Source organism: Lysobacter capsici (assembly GCF_018732085.1).
In the GTDB taxonomy this organism is placed as follows: domain Bacteria; phylum Pseudomonadota; class Gammaproteobacteria; order Xanthomonadales; family Xanthomonadaceae; genus Lysobacter; species Lysobacter capsici_A.
Map to the genome: position 1 here is coordinate 4794619 of NZ_CP076103.1, position 16978 is coordinate 4811596.

The following is a 16978-nucleotide window of genomic DNA, read 5'->3' on the forward strand; positions in this document are numbered from 1 at the left end:
GTCAGCGGGAGGGGCGGTAACGCAGACTCAACAGATAGTTGCGACCGGGTTGATTGTAGAAGGCCGCGGTTTCATAACGGCGATCGAACACGTTGTTGGCCGACAGTTGCAGGCTCCAGGCCGCGTCGAAGGCATAGCCCAGGCGCAGATCGGTCAAGGCGTAGCCGCCCAGGCGGCGGGTATTGGCCAACTCGTCGTAACGCTCGCCGGCGGCGTAGACGCTGGCGCCGAGCGACCAGGACGAGGCCGCGCCCAGTTCGAAACGGCGATCGGCGTCGATGCGCGCGCTCTGCCGAGCGCGCCGCGGCAGGTAGTTGTCGCGATAGGCGTTGGGGCTGTCGTTGCGCGGGTCCAGCCAGGTCGCGCTGGCGCGCAGGTCCCACTGCGCCAGGCGGGTATCGAGCACCGCTTCCAGGCCGCGGATGCGCGCGCGATCGACATTGCCCGGCGCGCCGATCGAGGCGTCGTAGGCGATCAGGTCGTCGATCCGGGTCTGGAACGCATTGAGCGACCACACGTGCTGGCGCTGCGCGCCGTAAGTACCGCGCAGGCCGATTTCGACGCTGCGCGAGGTTTCCGGTTGCACCAGCGGATTGCCGTAGCCGGGGTAATACAGTTCGTTGAAGGTCGGCGCCTTGAACGCGGTGCCGTAGCTCGCGGTCAGCCGCAGCGATTCGCTCAGGTCCCAGCCCCACAGCGCGCTGCCGGTGGTTTTCCCGCCGAACTGGCTGTCGTCGTCGCGACGCAGGCTGGCCTGCACGGCGTGCGCGCCGAAGCTGCGCTGCCATTGGGCGAACGCGCCGCGCAGGATGCGATGGTCGCGCGCATACGCCGTATTGCTTTCGACTTCGTCGCGCTGCCAATCGAAACCCGTGCTCAACAGTCCTGAGCCGATACCGAAATCGCCCTGCACCGAGCCCAATTGGCGACGCGTGTCGAAGGTGCTCGAATACTTGCCGTTCTTGTAGGTGTCGCTCAGATCGGCGCTGTGGCCGGCGTTGGCGGTCAGGGTGATCCGCTCGCTGGGCTGGTAGCGCAGCTTGGCGCCGGCCACTTGTTGGACGTTGTCGGCCTCGTTGTTCTGGCTGCCGTCGTAGTGGTTGTTGCCTTCGGCGCGGAACACGCGCGCCTCGGCGTCCCACTGGTCGTTGAAGCGATAACCGCCCTGAGCGGTCAACGAGCTGTTGCGATAGCCGTCGCGATCGGGCGAGTTGGTGAAACAGCCCGCGCCGCCCGGCGAGGGCTTGCCGCGGCAGGCATTGATGCCGTCGGTGTCTTCGTGCGCGGCGTTGATCGAATACCAGCCGCGCTCGCCCTTGCCGGCCACGCCGGCGCTCGCGCGATGGGTCGCGTTGCTGCCGATCGATACGCCGAAACTCGGCGCGAACGGGCCTTGCGGGCGACGGGTGAAAATCTGGATCACCCCGCCGATCGCCTCGGAGCCGTACAGGCTGGAGAACGGCCCGCGCACGATTTCGATGCGCTCGATCTGTTCGACCGGAATGTCCTGCAACGAAGCGCCGCCGCTGGTCGCCGAACCGATCTTGATGCCGTCGATCAGCACCAGCACGTGGTCCGATTCGGTGCCGCGCAGGAACAGCGAGGTCGATTTGCCGGCGCCGCCGTTGTTGGCCAGCGACGCGCCCGGGGTGCCGCGCAGCAGTTCGGGCAGCGAGGACGGCTGGCGCCGTTCGATCTCATCGCGATCGATCACGGTCACCGCCGCCAGGGTCGCGTCCTGGGTCTGCGCGGTGCGGGTGGCGGTCACCACCAACTGGTCCAGATCGACCGCGGCCGGCGCGGCGAATGCGGGCAGCGCGATGGCGCTCAGGGTCAGGCGCACGCTGGCGGTCAAGATATGCGCACGCAGCGTGGACGCCCGCGACGGCACACGCCGCGGGCACGAAAAGGAACGGGTACGCAAAGTCACTGGCAGGTCTCCACGGCCGCGCCTCACCCGCGCGGTCCAGACAGGGTCGTGACACGCGGGGGATGCAACGCAGGCGCGCGCGGACGCACGACGCCCGAGACCGGCCCTCCGCCTGTCGGTTCGCGCTCCGGGCCGGTCTCCGGGCTTGCGAGCGAAGCGCGGCCGGCGCGGTCGTTGCTGGACCGAGCGATGCCGCCTCTTCCGTAGCGCGCCTTCCCGTGTCGAAACACAGTGGCCGATTGCGCTGCGTCTACTCGCCTACCGTTGCGGGGGCAGCTCCGGCTTGAACGCGCTGACGAACGACAGCGACGCGACCGGATTCCCGTTTCAATCGCCGAACCGTGCCGGCGATCACCTTGAGCGCGGGCATCTTAGCAGCGGCGTCCCACACAAACGCCACGGTATGGGCGCCGCCGTGTTCATTTGGGAAGTTGCCGGCACATTTCGGACGCGTCTGATTCATCCAGTTCCGGCTGTTGCGCAGGATAGGCACATTCTCCGTAAACCGAGCCACGCCATGAGCGCAGCCAATGTCCGCCTGAGCCCCGCGCCGATCGTCCGCAGTCTCGTGATCGGTGCGCAGTCGAACATCGGCCGTGCGGTATCGGCACGTTTGTCGCGCCGCCGCGGCGAGCTGATGCTCGCCTGCGGCCACCTGCCGAGCCTGGAGGACACCGCGCAGAGCCTGCGGCCGCTGGCCAAGTCGACCATCGAGACCCATCAGGCCCTGCTCGAAGACACCGACAGCCTGCGCCGCCTGTTCGAGCACGCCGGCCAGATCGACCACCTCGTCATCACCGCCAGCGCGCCCTCGCCGGGCCTGCGCCTGGCCGAGCTGGACCTGGACGAGGTGCGGCTTGCGTTCGAACGCAAGCTGTGGGGCTCGATCCAGGCGGTGCAGCTGGCCCTGCCCTATCTGAGCCGCCACGGCAGTGTGACCCTGACCACCGGCATCGTCGCGCGCAAGGCCACTCCGGGCGCGCTAGGCCGCACCCTGATCAACGCCGCGCTGGAAGCCAGCGTCAAGGTACTGGCGCGCGAACTGGCGCCGCTGCGGGTCAACGCGGTCAGCCCCGGCCTGACCGACAGCGACAGCTACAACGGCCTGGAGCCGATGGCGCGCATGGCGATGCTGGCGCGGGTCGGCGACCGTCTGCCGGTCGGCCGGGTCGGCAGCGCCGACGAAATCGCCTCGGCCTATCTGTTCGCGATCGACAACGCCTTCGTCACCGGCACGGTGATCGATGTCGACGGCGGCGCGCTGATCAGCTGACCGTCGCGGCCGCGCGCCGCGCTCCTTCTTCCGGACGCCGGGTTCGCGTGTTTTGCGGCCCGGCGTTTTTTATTTGTGGAGCTGGGAGCTGGGAGTCGGGAATTGGGAATCGGGAGTCGTAAAGGCGACGACGCGATGATCGGCCAGATATCCGCATCCTCTCCTACCGTCATTCCCGCGAAGGCGGGGATCCAGTGACTTTGACGGGACATCGGCTACGACGTCGCACCCCGGGCCTGCGTTCAAGTCACTGGATCCCCGCCTTCGCGGGAATGACGAGCAAAAGCAGATCGATGGTCGATGGTCGGTGGTCGTGAGTCGGGAGTCGTAAAGGCGACGACGCGATGATCGGCCAGATATCCGCATCCTCTCCTGCCCTCATTCCCGCGAACGCGGGAATCCAGTGACTTTGACGAAACATCGGCTACGACGTCGCGCCCCGGGCCTGCGTTCAAGTCACTGGATTCCCGCGTTCGCGGGAATGACGAGCAAAAGCAGAAGCGCAATCGCTTTTGCTCTTACGACTCCCGACTCCCGACTCCCGACTCCCGATTCCCGATTCCCGATTCCCGATTCCCGATTCCCGATTCCAAGACGCCTAGCACCTTTTGGCTACTTGCGTTAGCCGGATCCTGGCCGCTTTATTGACCGACTTGTTAGAACCGTGTTAAACCCGATGACATCGCTGTCATCCCCCTGCAAGGAGTCGTCATGCCCGTCCGCCGTACCCCAGCCGGTCCGCGCCACCCCCTGGCCCTCGGCCTGCTGCTCGCCCTGTCCGCGTCAGTCGTCCAGGCCCAGGACCCCGCTCCGCGCAGCGATCCCAAGACCCTCGACCAGGTCATCGTCACGGGCACCCGCGTGTCGGACCGCACCGTGGCCGAGTCCACCGCGCCGATCGACATCATCACGCCCGAAACCCTGGAAGCCACCGGCACGGTCGAACTGGCCAGCGCGCTGGCCCGCGCCCTGCCCTCGCTGAACTTCCCGCGCCCGGCGATCACCGACGGCACCGACGCGGTGCGTCCGGCGCAGCTGCGCGGCCTCGCGCCCGATCAGGTGCTGGTGCTGGTCAACGGCAAGCGCCGCCACACCACCGCGCTGATCAACCTCAACGGCAGCCAGGGCCGCGGCTCCTCGCCGGTCGACCTCAACGCGATCCCGATCGCCTCGATCGAACGGGTGGAAGTGCTGCGCGACGGCGCCTCGGCCCAGTACGGCTCCGACGCGATCGCCGGCGTGGTCAACATCGTGCTCAAGGGCAGCGATTCGGGCGGCAGCCTCGCCGCGCGCTACGGCCAGTACAGCGCCGGCGACGGCGAGCAGTACCAGCTGTCCGGCGACGCCGGTTTCAAGCTCGGCGAAAACGGCAAGCTGCATCTGGCCGCGCAGGGCGGCCATCAGGACCAGACCAACCGCGCGCGTCCGTTCCAGGGCGTGGTCGAACAGCGTTACGGCGATCCCGAGATCGACCAGGGCGCGATCTCGTACAACGGCGAATACCGCCCGACCGATTACCTCACGTTTTACTCGTTCGGCAGCTACAGCAAACGCGACGTGCTCTCCAACGGCTATTTCCGCTTCGCCGCCGACCCGCGCAACATCCCGTCGATCTATCCGGGCGGCTTCCTGCCGCAGATCCACAACATCAGCAAGGACCGCGCCGCGGTGGTCGGCCTGCGCAGCGAAACCGCCGGCGGCACCCAGATCGACCTGAGCTACAACTACGGCCATAACGGCCTGACCTTCGACATCGAAAACACCCTCAACCGCAGCCTCGGCCCGACCTCGCCGACCAACTTCTACGCCGGCGCGCTGGAAGTCACCCAGCACGTGCTCAACCTGGACTTCACCAAGTCGGTCGACTTCGGCTGGCAATACCCGGTGACCTTCGCCTGGGGCGCGGAGTGGCGCGGCGAAGAGTTCTCCGAACGCGCCGGCGAGCCGCTGTCGTACGCCAACGGCGGCGTGCCGGCATCCAACGGCCAGATCATTCCGGGCGCGCAGGTGTTCTCCGGATTCCGCGCCAGCGACGCCGGCGACTTCGATCGCCACAGCTATTCGCTGTATCTCGACGCCGAAGCCGACCTGACCGAGAAGTTCTCCGCCGGCGTGGCCGCGCGCTTCGAAAGCTACAGCGATTTCGGCGACACCACCTCGGGCAAGCTGTCGGCGCGCTACGCCTTCACCGACAAGGTCGCGCTGCGCGCCACCGCCTCCACTGGTTTCCGCGCGCCGTCGCTGCAGCAGCAGTTCTTCCAGTCGATCGCGACCAACTTCATCAGCGGCGTGCCGTATGAAATCGGCACCTTCCGGGTCGACAACCCGGCCGCGGTCGCGTTGGGCTCGGAAGCGCTCAAGGCCGAGGAATCGACCAACTACAGCCTCGGCCTGGTGCTGCAGCCGGCCGACGGCCTGTACATCACCGTCGACGCGTACAAGATCGAAGTCGAGGACCGCATCTTGCTGTCGGAAAACCTGACCAGCGCCGCGGTGCGCAATTACCTGCAGGCCAACGGCTATCCGGGCATCGGCGGCGGGCGCTATTTCACCAATGCCGTGGATACCGATACGCAGGGTATCGATGTGGTGGCGACGCAGGCGTGGGACCTGAGTTCGGGCAAGCTCAACCTCACCCTGGGCTACAACTATTCCAAGACCGAGATCGACAAGATCGCGCCGAACCCGGCGCGACTGGCGGCGATCGATCCCAACGCGGTGCGCATCGGCCGCACCGAGATCGGCCGCATCACCAAGGGCGCGCCGAAGGACAAGTTCTTCCTCGCCGGCGACTGGAAGACCGGCAACTGGGGCTTCAACGCCACCGCGACGCGCTACGGCGAATTCACCGAACTGCACGCGACCGACCCGCTGCAGGACCAGACCTTCAGCGCCAAGTGGACGCTCGACCTGGCCGCGAGCTATCGCCTGAACAACTGGGAATTCACCCTCGGCGGCGACAACGTGCTCAACGAATACCCGGACGAATCCAAGCTGGTGCGCGGCACCCGCAACTACCTGCCGTACAACACCGCCTCGCCGTTCGGCTTCAACGGCGCGTTCGGCTACTTCAAGATCGGCTACAAGTGGTGAGCCACCGAACGAACGTTCGCGCTTGAACAAACGGCCCGGCGATCCCGGGCCGTTTGCTTATGTCCACACCGGCACATCCCGCGGCGGCGCGGATCGGCTATACACGAGGACCGGCGCGGCACCCGTCGCGCGCGTCCCATTCCGATCCGCAGGCAAAGCCACGAGGTCTCCATGCGCCCGACCGCCCCGCTGTTGCTGTCGCTCGTCCCGTTGTTGTTGTCCCTGGGCATTTCCAATGCGATCGCCGCACCCGCCGGCAAGCAACAACAGACCGTGCTGATGCAGGGCAAGCCGGCCGGCGGACAGACCGTCGACACCGCCGCAGACGGCAGCACCCGGGTCGAGTACCAGTTCAAGGACCGCGGCCGCGGCGATCACACCAAGACCCGCTGGAGCCTGGACGCGGCCGGCGTGCCGGTCGAATTCAATGCCGAAGGCAACAATTATCTGCAGGTGCCGGTGCATGAGCGTTTCAGCCTGAAGAACGGCAAGGCGAGCTGGAAGAACGACAGCGAGAACGGCGAGAAAACCCTGAGCGCGCCGGCGTTCTACCTGCCGCTCAACGCGCCGCCGGAAATGCAGGGCGTGCTCGCGCGCGCCTTGCTCAAGGCGCCCGGCCATACCCTGGCGCTGCTGCCGGCGGGCGAGGCGCGGCTGGAAGCCGCCGGCACCTTCGAGGCCACGACCAAGAATGGCCCGGCGACCTTGTCGCTGTACCGCATCAGCGGCCTGGACTACACCCCCGGCTCGGTGTGGCTGGATGCACAGGGCAATACCGCCGCCTTGATCATGGCCTCGGGCTGGGTCTCAGTGATCGCGCCGGAGTACCTGGATGCCTTGCCGAAGCTGATCGAATTCCAGGAACGCGCCGCGGCGCAGTGGTCGCTCAAGCTCGCGCGCGACCTCGCGCACACGCCCAAGGGCCCGCTGCTGATCCGCAACGCGCGCCTGTACGACCCGCGCGACCTGTCGGTGACGCCTAACACCAGCGTGCTGATCGAGAACGAACGCATCGTGCGGGTGGCGTCCGACAGCGCGATCAAGGCCCCGGCCGATGCCGAAGTGTTCGACGCCGGCAACCGTTTCCTGATGCCGGGCCTGTGGGACGTGCACAAGCACTACTCCGACGCCGACGGCGCGCTCGACATCGCCAACGGCATCACCAGCGCGCGCGACGTGGCCAACAACACCGACGCGTTCCTGGAGAAGGTCAAGCGCTTCGACGCCGGCACCGAGATCGGCCCACGCGTGCTGTATGCCGGTTTCATCGACGGCCCCGGCCCCTACGCCGGCCCGACCAAGATGCTGGTCGCCACGCCGGCCGAGGCGATCAAGGCGGTGGACTGGTACGCCGACCACGGCTACATGCAGATCAAGAGCTATTCCTCGCTCAAACCCGAACTCGTGCCGGTGATCGCCGACCGCGCCCACGCGCGCGGCCTGCGTTACAGCGGCCACGTGCCGGCCTACATGTCGGCGCGGCAGTTCATCGAAGGCGGCGCCGACGAGTTGCAGCACCTGCTGTTCGTCGAACTCAACTTTATGTACCCGCGCGTGCAAGAGACTCACACCATGAAGCGGCTGACCGAAGTCGCCGCGCACGCCGCCGAATTCCCGCCGGAAAAACCCGAGGTGCGCGAGTTCATCGAATTCCTCAAGCGCCACCACACCGTGCTCGATCCGACCATGGGCATTGGAGAGGATCTGTTCGCCGGCAACCCGGCCGACAAAGTTCCGCCCGGATTGAAGACGGTGGCCGCGCGCCTGCCGCCGCAGGCGCAGCGCAACCTCAGCTGGGGCGCGTTGAAGGCGCCCAAGGGCGAGGAGCATGCCTACGCGCAATCGTTCCCGGCGATGATGCGGCTGCTCAAGGCGCTGTACGACGCCGGCGTGACCATCATGCCCGGCACCGACGCGCTGGCCGGGTACATGCTGCATTCGGAACTGGCGATCTATTCGCGCGCCGGCATTCCCAACGCCGAAGTGTTGCGCATGGCGACGCTGACGCCGTCGCAGGTGCTCGGCGTGGACAAGGACCGCGGCGTGATCGCGCCGGGCAAGCTCGCCGACCTGGTGTTGATCGACGGCGACCCGATCCGCGACATGGAGGACATCCGCAAGGTCGACGCGGTGTTCAAGGGCGGCAAGCGCTACGATCCGGGACAGATCGAAAGGGCGCTGGGGATCGAGCCGCGCAAGGCGGCGGCCGACTGAGCGGCGCGGTCGCGAGTTCGTTCGCGATCGCGATCGCGATCGCACATCCTGCATTCAAGCCACGACGGATCGGGACGGCGCGATGAGCTACGACTTGATGGTTTTCGATCCCGGCGTCGCGCCCAGGGACCGGCTGGAGTTCCTGCGCTGGTACCGGGCCCAGGTGCAATGGCCCGAACCGCACGACTACCGCGATCCGGCGACGACGTGTGCGTCGCTGGCCGCAGTGTATTTCGACATGCTGCATGAGTTCCCGAACCTGCGCGCGATCGATTCCAGCGGTCTGGACGAAGGCGACTTGAGGATCGCGGAATACGCCTTCGGCTACTCGATCCTCTACATCGCTTTCCGCTGGCCGGTCGCCGACGCGGCGTATTCGACGGTGCGTGCGCTCGCCGACAAGCACCGGGTGGGCTTCTTCGACGTGACCGCCGACTACTGCCCGCAGATCTGGTTTCCGCCGCAGTCGCCGGACGCCCACCCCACTTGAGCCGCACTGCGGTGCGAACGCACGAGATGCCGGGAAAACAGAACGGCCCGCAAGGGCGGGCCGTTCGATCGCATACGCGGTGCCCGACGGTCAGGCCTTGCGGAACACCAGATGCCCCGCTTCGGCCTCGACCTGGATCGTGTCGCCGCTGACGAATTCGCCGGACAATATCTTCTGCGCCAGCGGATTTTCCAGTTGCTGCTGTACCGCGCGCTTGAGCGGACGCGCGCCGTAGACCGGGTCGAAGCCGACGTTGCCGATCAGGTTCAAACCGGCCTCCGACAACGCCAGCTTCAGGCCGCGCTCGCCCAGACGCTTCTCCAGACCGTGCAGCTGGATCTTGGCGATCTCGCGGATCTGGCTCTTGTCGAGCGGATGGAACACCACGATGTCGTCGAGGCGGTTGATGAACTCCGGGCGGAAGTGCGCCTGCACCACGCCCATCACCGCGGCCTTCATCTGGGTGTAGCTCTCGGGCGTATCGTCGGAATTCAATTCCTGGATCATCTGTGACCCCAGGTTCGAGGTCATCACGATCACGGTGTTGCGGAAATCGACCGTGCGGCCCTGCCCGTCGGTCAGGCGGCCGTCGTCGAGCACCTGCAGCAGGATGTTGAACACGTCCGGATGCGCCTTCTCGACTTCGTCGAGCAGGATCACGCTGTACGGACGGCGACGCACCGCTTCGGTCAGATAACCGCCTTCCTCGTAACCGACATAACCCGGAGGCGCGCCGACCAGACGGCTGACCGCGTGCTTCTCCATGAACTCGCTCATGTCGATGCGGATCATCGCGTCGGCCGAGTCGAACAGGAATTCGGCCAGCGCCTTGCACAGTTCGGTCTTGCCCACGCCGGTCGGGCCGAGGAACAGGAACGAGCCGCTCGGGCGATTGGGATCGGACAGGCCCGCGCGCGAACGCCGCACCGCATCGGACACCACCCGCACCGCCTCGTCCTGGCCGACCACGCGCGCGTGCAGCGCCTGCTCCATCTTCAGCAACTTGTCGCGCTCGCCTTCGAGCATCTTCGACACCGGGATGCCGGTCCAGCGCGCGACCACTTCGGCGATTTCCTCGGCAGTGACCTTGTCCTGCAGCAGCTTGAAGCCCTTGGTCTCGACTTCCTGCGCGGCCTTGAGCTGCTTTTCCAGTTCGGGCAGTCGGCCGTACTGGATTTCGCTCATGCGCGCGAAATCCTGCGTGCGCTGCGCGGCTTCCAGGTCGAGCTTGGCCTGTTCGATCTGTTCCTTGATCTTGGTCGCGCCCTGCAAGGTCGCCTTCTCGGCCTTCCAGATTTCTTCCAGATCGTTGAACTCGCGCTCCAGCGTGGCGATCTCGGCTTCCAGATCGGCCAGGCGCTGTTTGGATTCGGCGTCCTTCTCCTTCTTCAGCGCCTCGCGCTGGATCTTGAGCTGGATCAGGCGGCGTTCCTTGCGGTCGAGTTCCTCCGGCTTGGAGTCGATCTCCATGCGGATGCGCGAAGCCGCTTCGTCCATCAGGTCGATGGCCTTGTCGGGCAGTTGGCGATCGGCGATGTAGCGATGCGATAAGGTCGCCGCGGCGACGATCGCCGGGTCGGTGATCTCCACGCCGTGATGCACCGCGTAGCGCTCCTTGAGGCCGCGCAGGATCGCAATGGTGTCCTCCACCGTCGGCTCGCCGACGAACACCTTCTGGAAGCGGCGCTCCAGCGCGGCGTCTTTTTCGACGTACTTGCGGTACTCGTCGAGCGTGGTCGCGCCGATGCAATGCAGCTCGCCGCGCGCGAGCGCGGGCTTGAGCATGTTGCCGGCGTCCATCGCGCCCTCGGCCTTGCCGGCGCCCACCATGGTGTGCAGTTCGTCGATGAACAAGATCACCTGGCCTTCGTTCTTGGACAGGTCGCTGAGCACGGCCTTGAGGCGCTCCTCGAACTCGCCGCGGAACTTGGCGCCGGCGATCAGCGCGCCCATGTCGAGCGAGAGCACGCGCTTGCCGCGCAGGCCCTCGGGCACTTCGTTGTTGATGATGCGCTGGGCCAGGCCTTCGACGATCGCGGTCTTGCCCACGCCGGGTTCGCCGATCAACACCGGGTTGTTCTTGGTCCGGCGCTGCAGCACCTGGATGGTGCGGCGGATTTCCTCGTCGCGGCCGACCACCGGGTCGAGCTTGCCCGACTCGGCGCGCGCGGTCAGGTCGATGCAGTATTTTTCCAGCGCCTGCCGCTGTTCCTCGGCGTTTTCCGATTGCACGCTCTCGCCTCCGCGCAGTTTGTCGATGGCCGGTTCGAGCTTGGCCTTGCTCGCGCCGGCGGCCTTGAGCGCGCGGCCGGCGTCGCCGCCGTCATCGAGCGCGGCGAGCAGGAACAATTCGCTGGCGATGAAGGCATCGCCGCGTTGCTGGGCGAGTTTGTCGGTGACGTTGAGCAGCCGCGCCAGATCGTTGCCGACCGAGATGTTGCCGGCCTGGCCCGAGACCTTGGGCAGCTTTTCCAGCGCTTCGCCCAGGCGCTCGCGCAGCAGCGGCACGTTGACGCCGGCCTGGCTGAGCAGCGGCTTGGTGCTGCCGCCGGCCTGGTCGAGCAAGGCGGTCAGCAGGTGCGCCGGTTCGATGACGCTGTGGTCGCGCCCGACCGCCAACGATTGCGCGTCCGACAGGGCCTGTTGGAAGCGCGAGGTGAGCTTGTCCATCCGCATGGAGGGTTCTCCGAAAAGGTGTGGCGGCCGGCGGTCGCGAGTGTCGCGCGACGGCCGCGAATGACCTGTTAATGCGGGCTGTGGCGGGTGTTTCAAGACTTGGCGAGACTGGAGACGAGGATGGCTTCAGCCGTCGCGATCCGGGCGGCGCTGGCCCGGCCAGCAGCGACGAGCGTCGTCCGCGATCCACGAGGCGGTCGCCTAGGCCTTGTGCGGGGCGAGGTTGAAACTCACCGCGAATGCGCGCGCCAGGCCGAATCCGCGTGTCCATTTATCACGCTATTTACCCAGTCCCGGCATATTCAATACGGACACGATTATTTTGTTACCCGCTGATTAACAACCCGCCCCGAACCGCGTGTTTTGCTGGATTCGCACAGGCCGGAAGCTCGTGCAAAACGGCTCTTTCAAGGCACAAAAACGGGGGTTTCAATGTTTAATTCACTCATCCGCGACGCCGCGGAGCGATTCAACCTGGGCGATAAGGCCGAACGCTTCATCGGCCTGTTGCTGGGCCTGATCTTCGATCCGGCCCAGGGCGGATTCTCCGGCCTGCGTTCGCGTTTCACCCAGGCCGGCCTGGGCGATCTGTTTCGCTCCTGGATCGGCGCGCATGTCGTCGACAACGTTCTGCAACCCGACCAGTTCAGCGCCGCGGTCGGCGACGAGGCCCTGGCCTCGATGGCCGCCAAGCTCGGCGTGCCCAAGGTCTCGATCAGCCTGGCCGGCGCCACCTTGTTGCCCAAGCTGATCGGCCTGCTGACCCGCGACGGCGAGCCGTCGACGGCGCCGGCCGAGGTCCTGGCGCTGATCAACGGCGCCCCCGCGCCGCGCGCGCACCACGTCGCGCCGACCAGTGCGCGCAAGGCCGAACGCCGCCCGGGCTGGCTGCTATGGCTGGTTCCGCTGCTGCTGTTGCTCGCCGGGTTTGTGCTGATGCGCAGTTGCGGGAAGGACGACGCCACCGCACCGGCACCGACACCGGCGATGACCGCGCCCAGCGAGCCGGCGGCGTCGGCCGCGCCGGTCGCGCAAGCCAATGCGCGCTTCGATCTGAGCAACGTCGACGGCAAGGTCACGGTCAACGGCCAGGTCGCCAGCGACGCCGACAAGCTCAAGCTGTGGGACGCGCTCAAGGCTGCGTTCGGCGAAGCCAATCTCGGCGGCGACATCCGCGTCGATCCCGCGACGCTGCCGGCCGGCTGGATGGACAAGCTGATCGGCTTGCTGCCGCAGCTCAAGGCCAGCGGCCTGAAGTTCGGTTTCGACGGCGACACGCTCAGCATCGACACCTCCGGCCTGCCCGAGGATCAACGCATCGCGGTCAGCGAGCAGTTGCGCAAGGCATTCGGCGGCTTCCAGATCAGCGGCCTGTGGGATCGCGCCGCCGCGGCGCTGAGCGGGTTGAAGCCCGGCTTCAGCGGCGACGATCTGGTCGGGGCGCTCAACCTGATGAACGTCTACTTCGACAGCGGCTCGGCCACCATCACCCGCGACAGCCTGGAGACCCTCGACCACGCGGCCAAGGCGATCAAGGCCGCGCCGGCCGGCATCCGCATCGAGGTCGGCGGCCACACCGACAACACCGGCGACGCCGCGGCCAACCTCACCTTGAGCCAGCAGCGCGCCGACGCGGTGATCGCCAGGCTCGCCGAACTCGGCGTCGCCCGCGACGGACTGGTCGGCAAGGGCTACGGCCAGGATCAGCCGATCGCCGACAACGCCAGCGAGGAGGGCAAGGCCAAGAACCGGCGCATGCATTTCACGGTGTTGAAGTGAGTCGTCCTATGCGGCTTTGAGGCCGCACGCCGAATCACTCGTCCCAAACCGACAAGCCGGCTTGCGCCGGCTTGTCTCTTTCACGATAACGGAGCCTGCTCGCGGATCAAACCCGCGAAGTCGGCTGCAGAATCTCGACCCAGTACCCATCCGGGTCCTTGATGAAGGCGATGTCCTTCATGCGCCCGTCGGTGAGCTTCTTCTGGAATGCGACGCCGAGTTGTTCGAAGCGCGCGCAGGCCGCCTCGACGTCAGGCACCGATACGCAGATGTGGCCGAAGCCGCGCGGTTCGCTGTTGCCGTGGTGATAGGCGAAATCGGCGTCGTCTTCGGTGCCGTGGTTGTGGGTCAGTTCAAGCACGCCGCGCTGGCTCAGCAGCCACACGCCGCGCGCGGGTTCTTCGGCGGGAATCTGCGCGGGGTCGTTCACCAGCACCAGGAAGTACAGGCTGAATTTCGCCTCGGCGAAATCGCGCTTGCGCACCAGGGTGAAGCCGAGCACGCGGGTGTAGAAATCCAGCGAGACTTTCGGGTCCTTGATCCGCAGCATGGTGTGGTTGAACACGAAATCGCGGGTCGCCGCTTCGGTTTGCGCGGTCACGCCGGGCACGGCGTCGAGTTCGGATTGCAGGGACATGGCGTGGGCCGGTTCGAAAGGGGAATCCACGATCTAGGGTCGAAAGGCCGCCGTCTCAAGCTTGAGCCGACGGCGCGACCGGATCGCGCTGCAACGACAGCACGATCAGCAACACCGCCAGGCCGACGTAGGCGCCGATGAACTGCCAGGCGATCACCCGCTGCAGGCCTTCCAGCGCCCACGGCAGATACACGCCGCCGCGCGGGTCGACCGAATGGATGATGCCGAACAGGCTCAGGCCCGCGCCCGCGAGCAGGAACGCCGCGGCGCGGCGCAGGCGGCCGTCGACCATCGCCGCGACCGCCGAGGTCCAGATCATCGAGGTCATGATGAAGCCGTTGCCCAGGGTCACGATCACCGCCAACTCCGGCAGGCCGTGGCCGTCGAGCGCGCTCATCAGCTGGGCATGATGCTCCGGCGCGATCCAGCCGGGGTTGCCGGTCTTGATCGCGAGCATGTACGCCACCGACGGCAAGAAGCCGAACACCATCGCGGTGGCGTGCTTGCTCGGCGTGGCCTGGAACGCCTGGGTGGTGATGTCGAGCGCGACGTAGACGATGATCGGCGCGAGCACCGCCAGCGGCAGCCACTGCACCAGCCCCGAGACGATGCCGAGCATGCCGCCCAGGCCGATGAACAAACCGGTCAACAAGGTGTAGCCGCTGCGCGCGCCCATGTGCTTGTACGCGGGCTGGCCGATGTAGGGCGTGGTCTGGGCGACGCCGCCGACGAAACCGGCGACCAAGGTCGAGAACGCCTCGGCCAGCAAAATGTCGCGGGTGCGGTAATCGTCGCCGGCCGCGCGCGCGCTTTCGCTGACGTTGATGCCGCCGACCACCATGAGCAGGCCGAACGGCAGCAGCAGCGGCAGGTAGGGCACGGTGTACGGCAGGCCATCAATGAAGCCGAGCGTCGGCAGCGGCAGGACGAAATGCAGCGGTTGCGCGGCCGGAAAGGTAAAACCCGGCGCGCCCAGGCCGAGTGCGCCGAAGCCGTAGAACAACACCGTGCCGAACACGAACGCGACGAACACGCCCGGCAACTTGATCGGCAGCCGGCCTTTCGCGATCAACACATACAGCAACAGCCCCAGGGTCATGAACCCGACCATCGGCGAGCGCAGGGTTTCGATCAGCGGCAGAAAGCCCATCAGCACCAGCGCCACGCCGGCGATCGAGCCGAGCAGGCCCGCGCGCGGAATCAGCCGGGTCACCGTGTCGCCGGCGAACGACAGCACGAACTTGAGCAGGCCCATCACGATCAGCGAGGCCATGCCGAGTTGCCAGGTCGCGGTCGCCGCGGCCTGTTCGTCCATGCCGGCCTGCTTGAAACCGACGAAGGCCGGGCCGAGCACCAGCAGCGCCATGCCGATGCTGGTCGGCGCGTCCAGGCCCAGCGGCATCGCGGTGACATCGTCGCGACCGGTTTTCGCGGCCAGTCGTCGCGCCATCACCGTGTAGATCAGATTGCCGACCAGCACGCCGAACGCGGTGCCGGGGAACATCCGCGTGTAGATCACCTCGGCCGGGAAACCGAAGATGCCGATCAACGCGGCCGAGATGAAGCCCAGGATCGACAGGTTGTCGACGACCAGGCCGAAGAAGCCATTGAGGTCGCCAGAGACGAACCACGAGCGCCGCAGAGTCTTGGTGTCGACGTTCACCAGCCGCGTCCCCCGTTACGAATCATGGCATCGACGTTCACCGGCCGCGTCCCCCGTCCACCATCGCGCCAGCAGCCGACGGCTTGCGAAGAAACGAGCGAACCGGCGGCAGCGCAGCCGCAATGCCGGGGTTGAACGCTGAAGGGAACGAGCCGATGGCACTCATGGGCGGTACTCGGATGCGCGATGCGGAATGGGCGCTTCCTTGCCGATGCACCCGCGGTCCGTTTGCGGGAGGGTGGTGCTTGGGGCGGATTGCGAATGGACGCGGGGGTGCGGTGCGGAATCGAAATGCGCGGTCAGGGTTGGAAGATCGGTTGCAGCGAGGTCGGTCGTAGTTGTGGTGTCGCGGTCGCGGCTTGCGCCGCTCCTACAGGGCCTGATCGAAGCTACGTTGCCCCCCGTAGGAGCGGCGCAAGCCGCGACCGCGACACCACGACTCACCACGCCACCCTCATCCACGCCGCGCACCAACCCGTCTCGCCCCAGCGATTCCCCTGAAAATCCGGGGATTTCGCCCTGCCCGACCACGCCCGCAGCATAGAACGCCACGCGCCCGCCGCGCACCCTGTCCGCGGAAACACAGCGGCGCGAAATTCGCGCAGGTCGGCGTCGGCCCGGACCACGCCACCCGCCCCTCAGTCGCCGATCGCCAGCCAGCCGCGGTAATGCACCAGCAAACCGATCCCCGGCAAGGCCGCGCGCACGTCGAACCGATAGCGCCCATCGTGTTCGAACTCGCGCGCGTGCATGCCGTCGAACCAACGCAACGGCAGCGCCACGCCCAGCGCGCGCACGCTGCGCAGCCGCCAGACCAGCCCGTCGTCGACCGGTTCCAGGGCGAACGCGAACGCCATCGGGCCGAGCCGTTCCTGGATCAGGCCGCCGCGCTCGCGCAGGCGCGAACGCATGGCGCCGTGGCCGAAGCGGCGCATCCAGGTTTCGCCGTCGCGATCGGCATCGATCTCGACTTCGATCGCGCCGGCATGCGCGGGCGGCAGGCCCGCGATCCAGCCGCACAGCCGCGACAGGCTGCCGGTGCCGCGCGAGGCCTCGGCTTCGCCGGCATACCGCTGCGCGCCGCCGCGGGCATGCAGCTCGCGCAGACTCGCCGGCAGGCGCTCGAAATCGGCGCCGAGGATGCGTTGGTACAAGCTGCGGGCGTCGACGCCGGACGCCTGCTCCGATAGCGAACGCGCGCGGGCGATACCGCTCATCCGCGC

General features: G+C 66.9%; 10 protein-coding genes and 1 riboswitch. Of the genes, 5 read left to right on the top strand and 5 right to left on the bottom strand.

The window, feature by feature from the left end; genetic code table 11:
• Window position 1: 1 nt before the first annotated feature.
• Window positions 2-1891, bottom strand: coding sequence for a TonB-dependent vitamin B12 receptor (btuB, locus tag KME82_RS19955; RefSeq protein ID WP_215499146.1), 1890 nt, complete (start codon window positions 1889-1891; stop codon window positions 2-4).
• 152 nt (window positions 1892-2043) lie between these two features.
• Window positions 2044-2304, bottom strand: a riboswitch (cobalamin riboswitch).
• A 143-nt stretch (window positions 2305-2447) separates the two neighbouring features.
• On the opposite strand from btuB, the gene KME82_RS19960 reads away from it, so the two are divergent.
• The 4 genes from KME82_RS19960 (at window position 2448) to KME82_RS19975 (ending at window position 9000) form a co-directional block, all read left to right on the top strand.
• Window positions 2448-3203, top strand: a complete 756-nt coding sequence (locus tag KME82_RS19960; protein WP_215495557.1) for an SDR family oxidoreductase — start codon at window positions 2448-2450, stop codon at window positions 3201-3203.
• Window positions 3204-3914: 711 nt separating this feature from the next.
• Window positions 3915-6296 (top strand): TonB-dependent receptor plug domain-containing protein, encoded by a 2382-nt coding sequence (locus tag KME82_RS19965; protein ID WP_215495558.1) that lies wholly within the window; start codon window positions 3915-3917, stop codon window positions 6294-6296.
• Window positions 6297-6467: 171 nt separating this feature from the next.
• Entirely contained in the window at window positions 6468-8510 is a 2043-nt protein-coding gene (locus tag KME82_RS19970) for an amidohydrolase family protein (RefSeq protein WP_215495559.1), read from the top strand.
• An 82-nt stretch (window positions 8511-8592) separates the two neighbouring features.
• Window positions 8593-9000, top strand: a complete 408-nt coding sequence (locus KME82_RS19975; RefSeq protein WP_215495560.1) for a hypothetical protein — start codon at window positions 8593-8595, stop codon at window positions 8998-9000.
• Between the two features lie 90 nt (window positions 9001-9090).
• Here KME82_RS19975 and clpB read toward each other — a convergent pair whose 3' ends face one another.
• Window positions 9091-11676 (bottom strand): ATP-dependent chaperone ClpB, encoded by a 2586-nt coding sequence (gene clpB, locus KME82_RS19980; RefSeq protein WP_215495561.1) that lies wholly within the window; start codon window positions 11674-11676, stop codon window positions 9091-9093.
• Between the two features lie 432 nt (window positions 11677-12108).
• Here clpB and KME82_RS19985 point away from each other — a divergent pair, with 432 nt between their 5' ends.
• Window positions 12109-13455, top strand: a complete 1347-nt coding sequence (locus tag KME82_RS19985; protein ID WP_215495562.1) for an OmpA family protein — start codon at window positions 12109-12111, stop codon at window positions 13453-13455.
• A gap of 106 nt (window positions 13456-13561) precedes the next feature.
• On the opposite strand, the gene gloA is transcribed toward KME82_RS19985, so the two are convergent.
• The 3 genes from gloA to KME82_RS20000 all read right to left on the bottom strand — a co-directional run bounded on the left by gloA (window position 13562) and on the right by KME82_RS20000 (window position 16972).
• Window positions 13562-14092, bottom strand: coding sequence for a lactoylglutathione lyase (gloA, locus tag KME82_RS19990; RefSeq protein WP_215495563.1), 531 nt, complete (start codon window positions 14090-14092; stop codon window positions 13562-13564).
• Between the two features lie 55 nt (window positions 14093-14147).
• The gene (locus KME82_RS19995; protein ID WP_215495564.1) at window positions 14148-15755 is read right to left on the bottom strand and encodes a hypothetical protein; all 1608 of its coding nucleotides are present in this window, start codon (window positions 15753-15755) and stop codon (window positions 14148-14150) included.
• 638 nt (window positions 15756-16393) lie between these two features.
• The gene (locus KME82_RS20000; protein ID WP_215495565.1) at window positions 16394-16972 is read right to left on the bottom strand and encodes a DUF4166 domain-containing protein; all 579 of its coding nucleotides are present in this window, start codon (window positions 16970-16972) and stop codon (window positions 16394-16396) included.
• Window positions 16973-16978 lie beyond the last annotated feature (6 nt).

Bases quoted from the DNA above. Each gene is read 5' to 3' on its own strand.
- KME82_RS19960 (WP_215495557.1), top strand. From the start codon at position 2,448: ATGAGCGCAGCCAATGTCCGCCTGAGCCCCGCGCCGATCGTCCGCAGT.
- KME82_RS19965 (WP_215495558.1), top strand. From the start codon at position 3,915: ATGCCCGTCCGCCGTACCCCAGCCGGTCCGCGCCACCCCCTGGCCCTC.
- KME82_RS19970 (WP_215495559.1), top strand. From the start codon at position 6,468: ATGCGCCCGACCGCCCCGCTGTTGCTGTCGCTCGTCCCGTTGTTGTTG.
- KME82_RS19975 (WP_215495560.1), top strand. From the start codon at position 8,593: ATGAGCTACGACTTGATGGTTTTCGATCCCGGCGTCGCGCCCAGGGAC.
- clpB (WP_215495561.1), bottom strand. From the start codon at position 11,676: ATGCGGATGGACAAGCTCACCTCGCGCTTCCAACAGGCCCTGTCGGAC.
- KME82_RS19985 (WP_215495562.1), top strand. From the start codon at position 12,109: ATGTTTAATTCACTCATCCGCGACGCCGCGGAGCGATTCAACCTGGGC.
- gloA (WP_215495563.1), bottom strand. From the start codon at position 14,092: ATGTCCCTGCAATCCGAACTCGACGCCGTGCCCGGCGTGACCGCGCAA.
- KME82_RS20000 (WP_215495565.1), bottom strand. From the start codon at position 16,972: ATGAGCGGTATCGCCCGCGCGCGTTCGCTATCGGAGCAGGCGTCCGGC.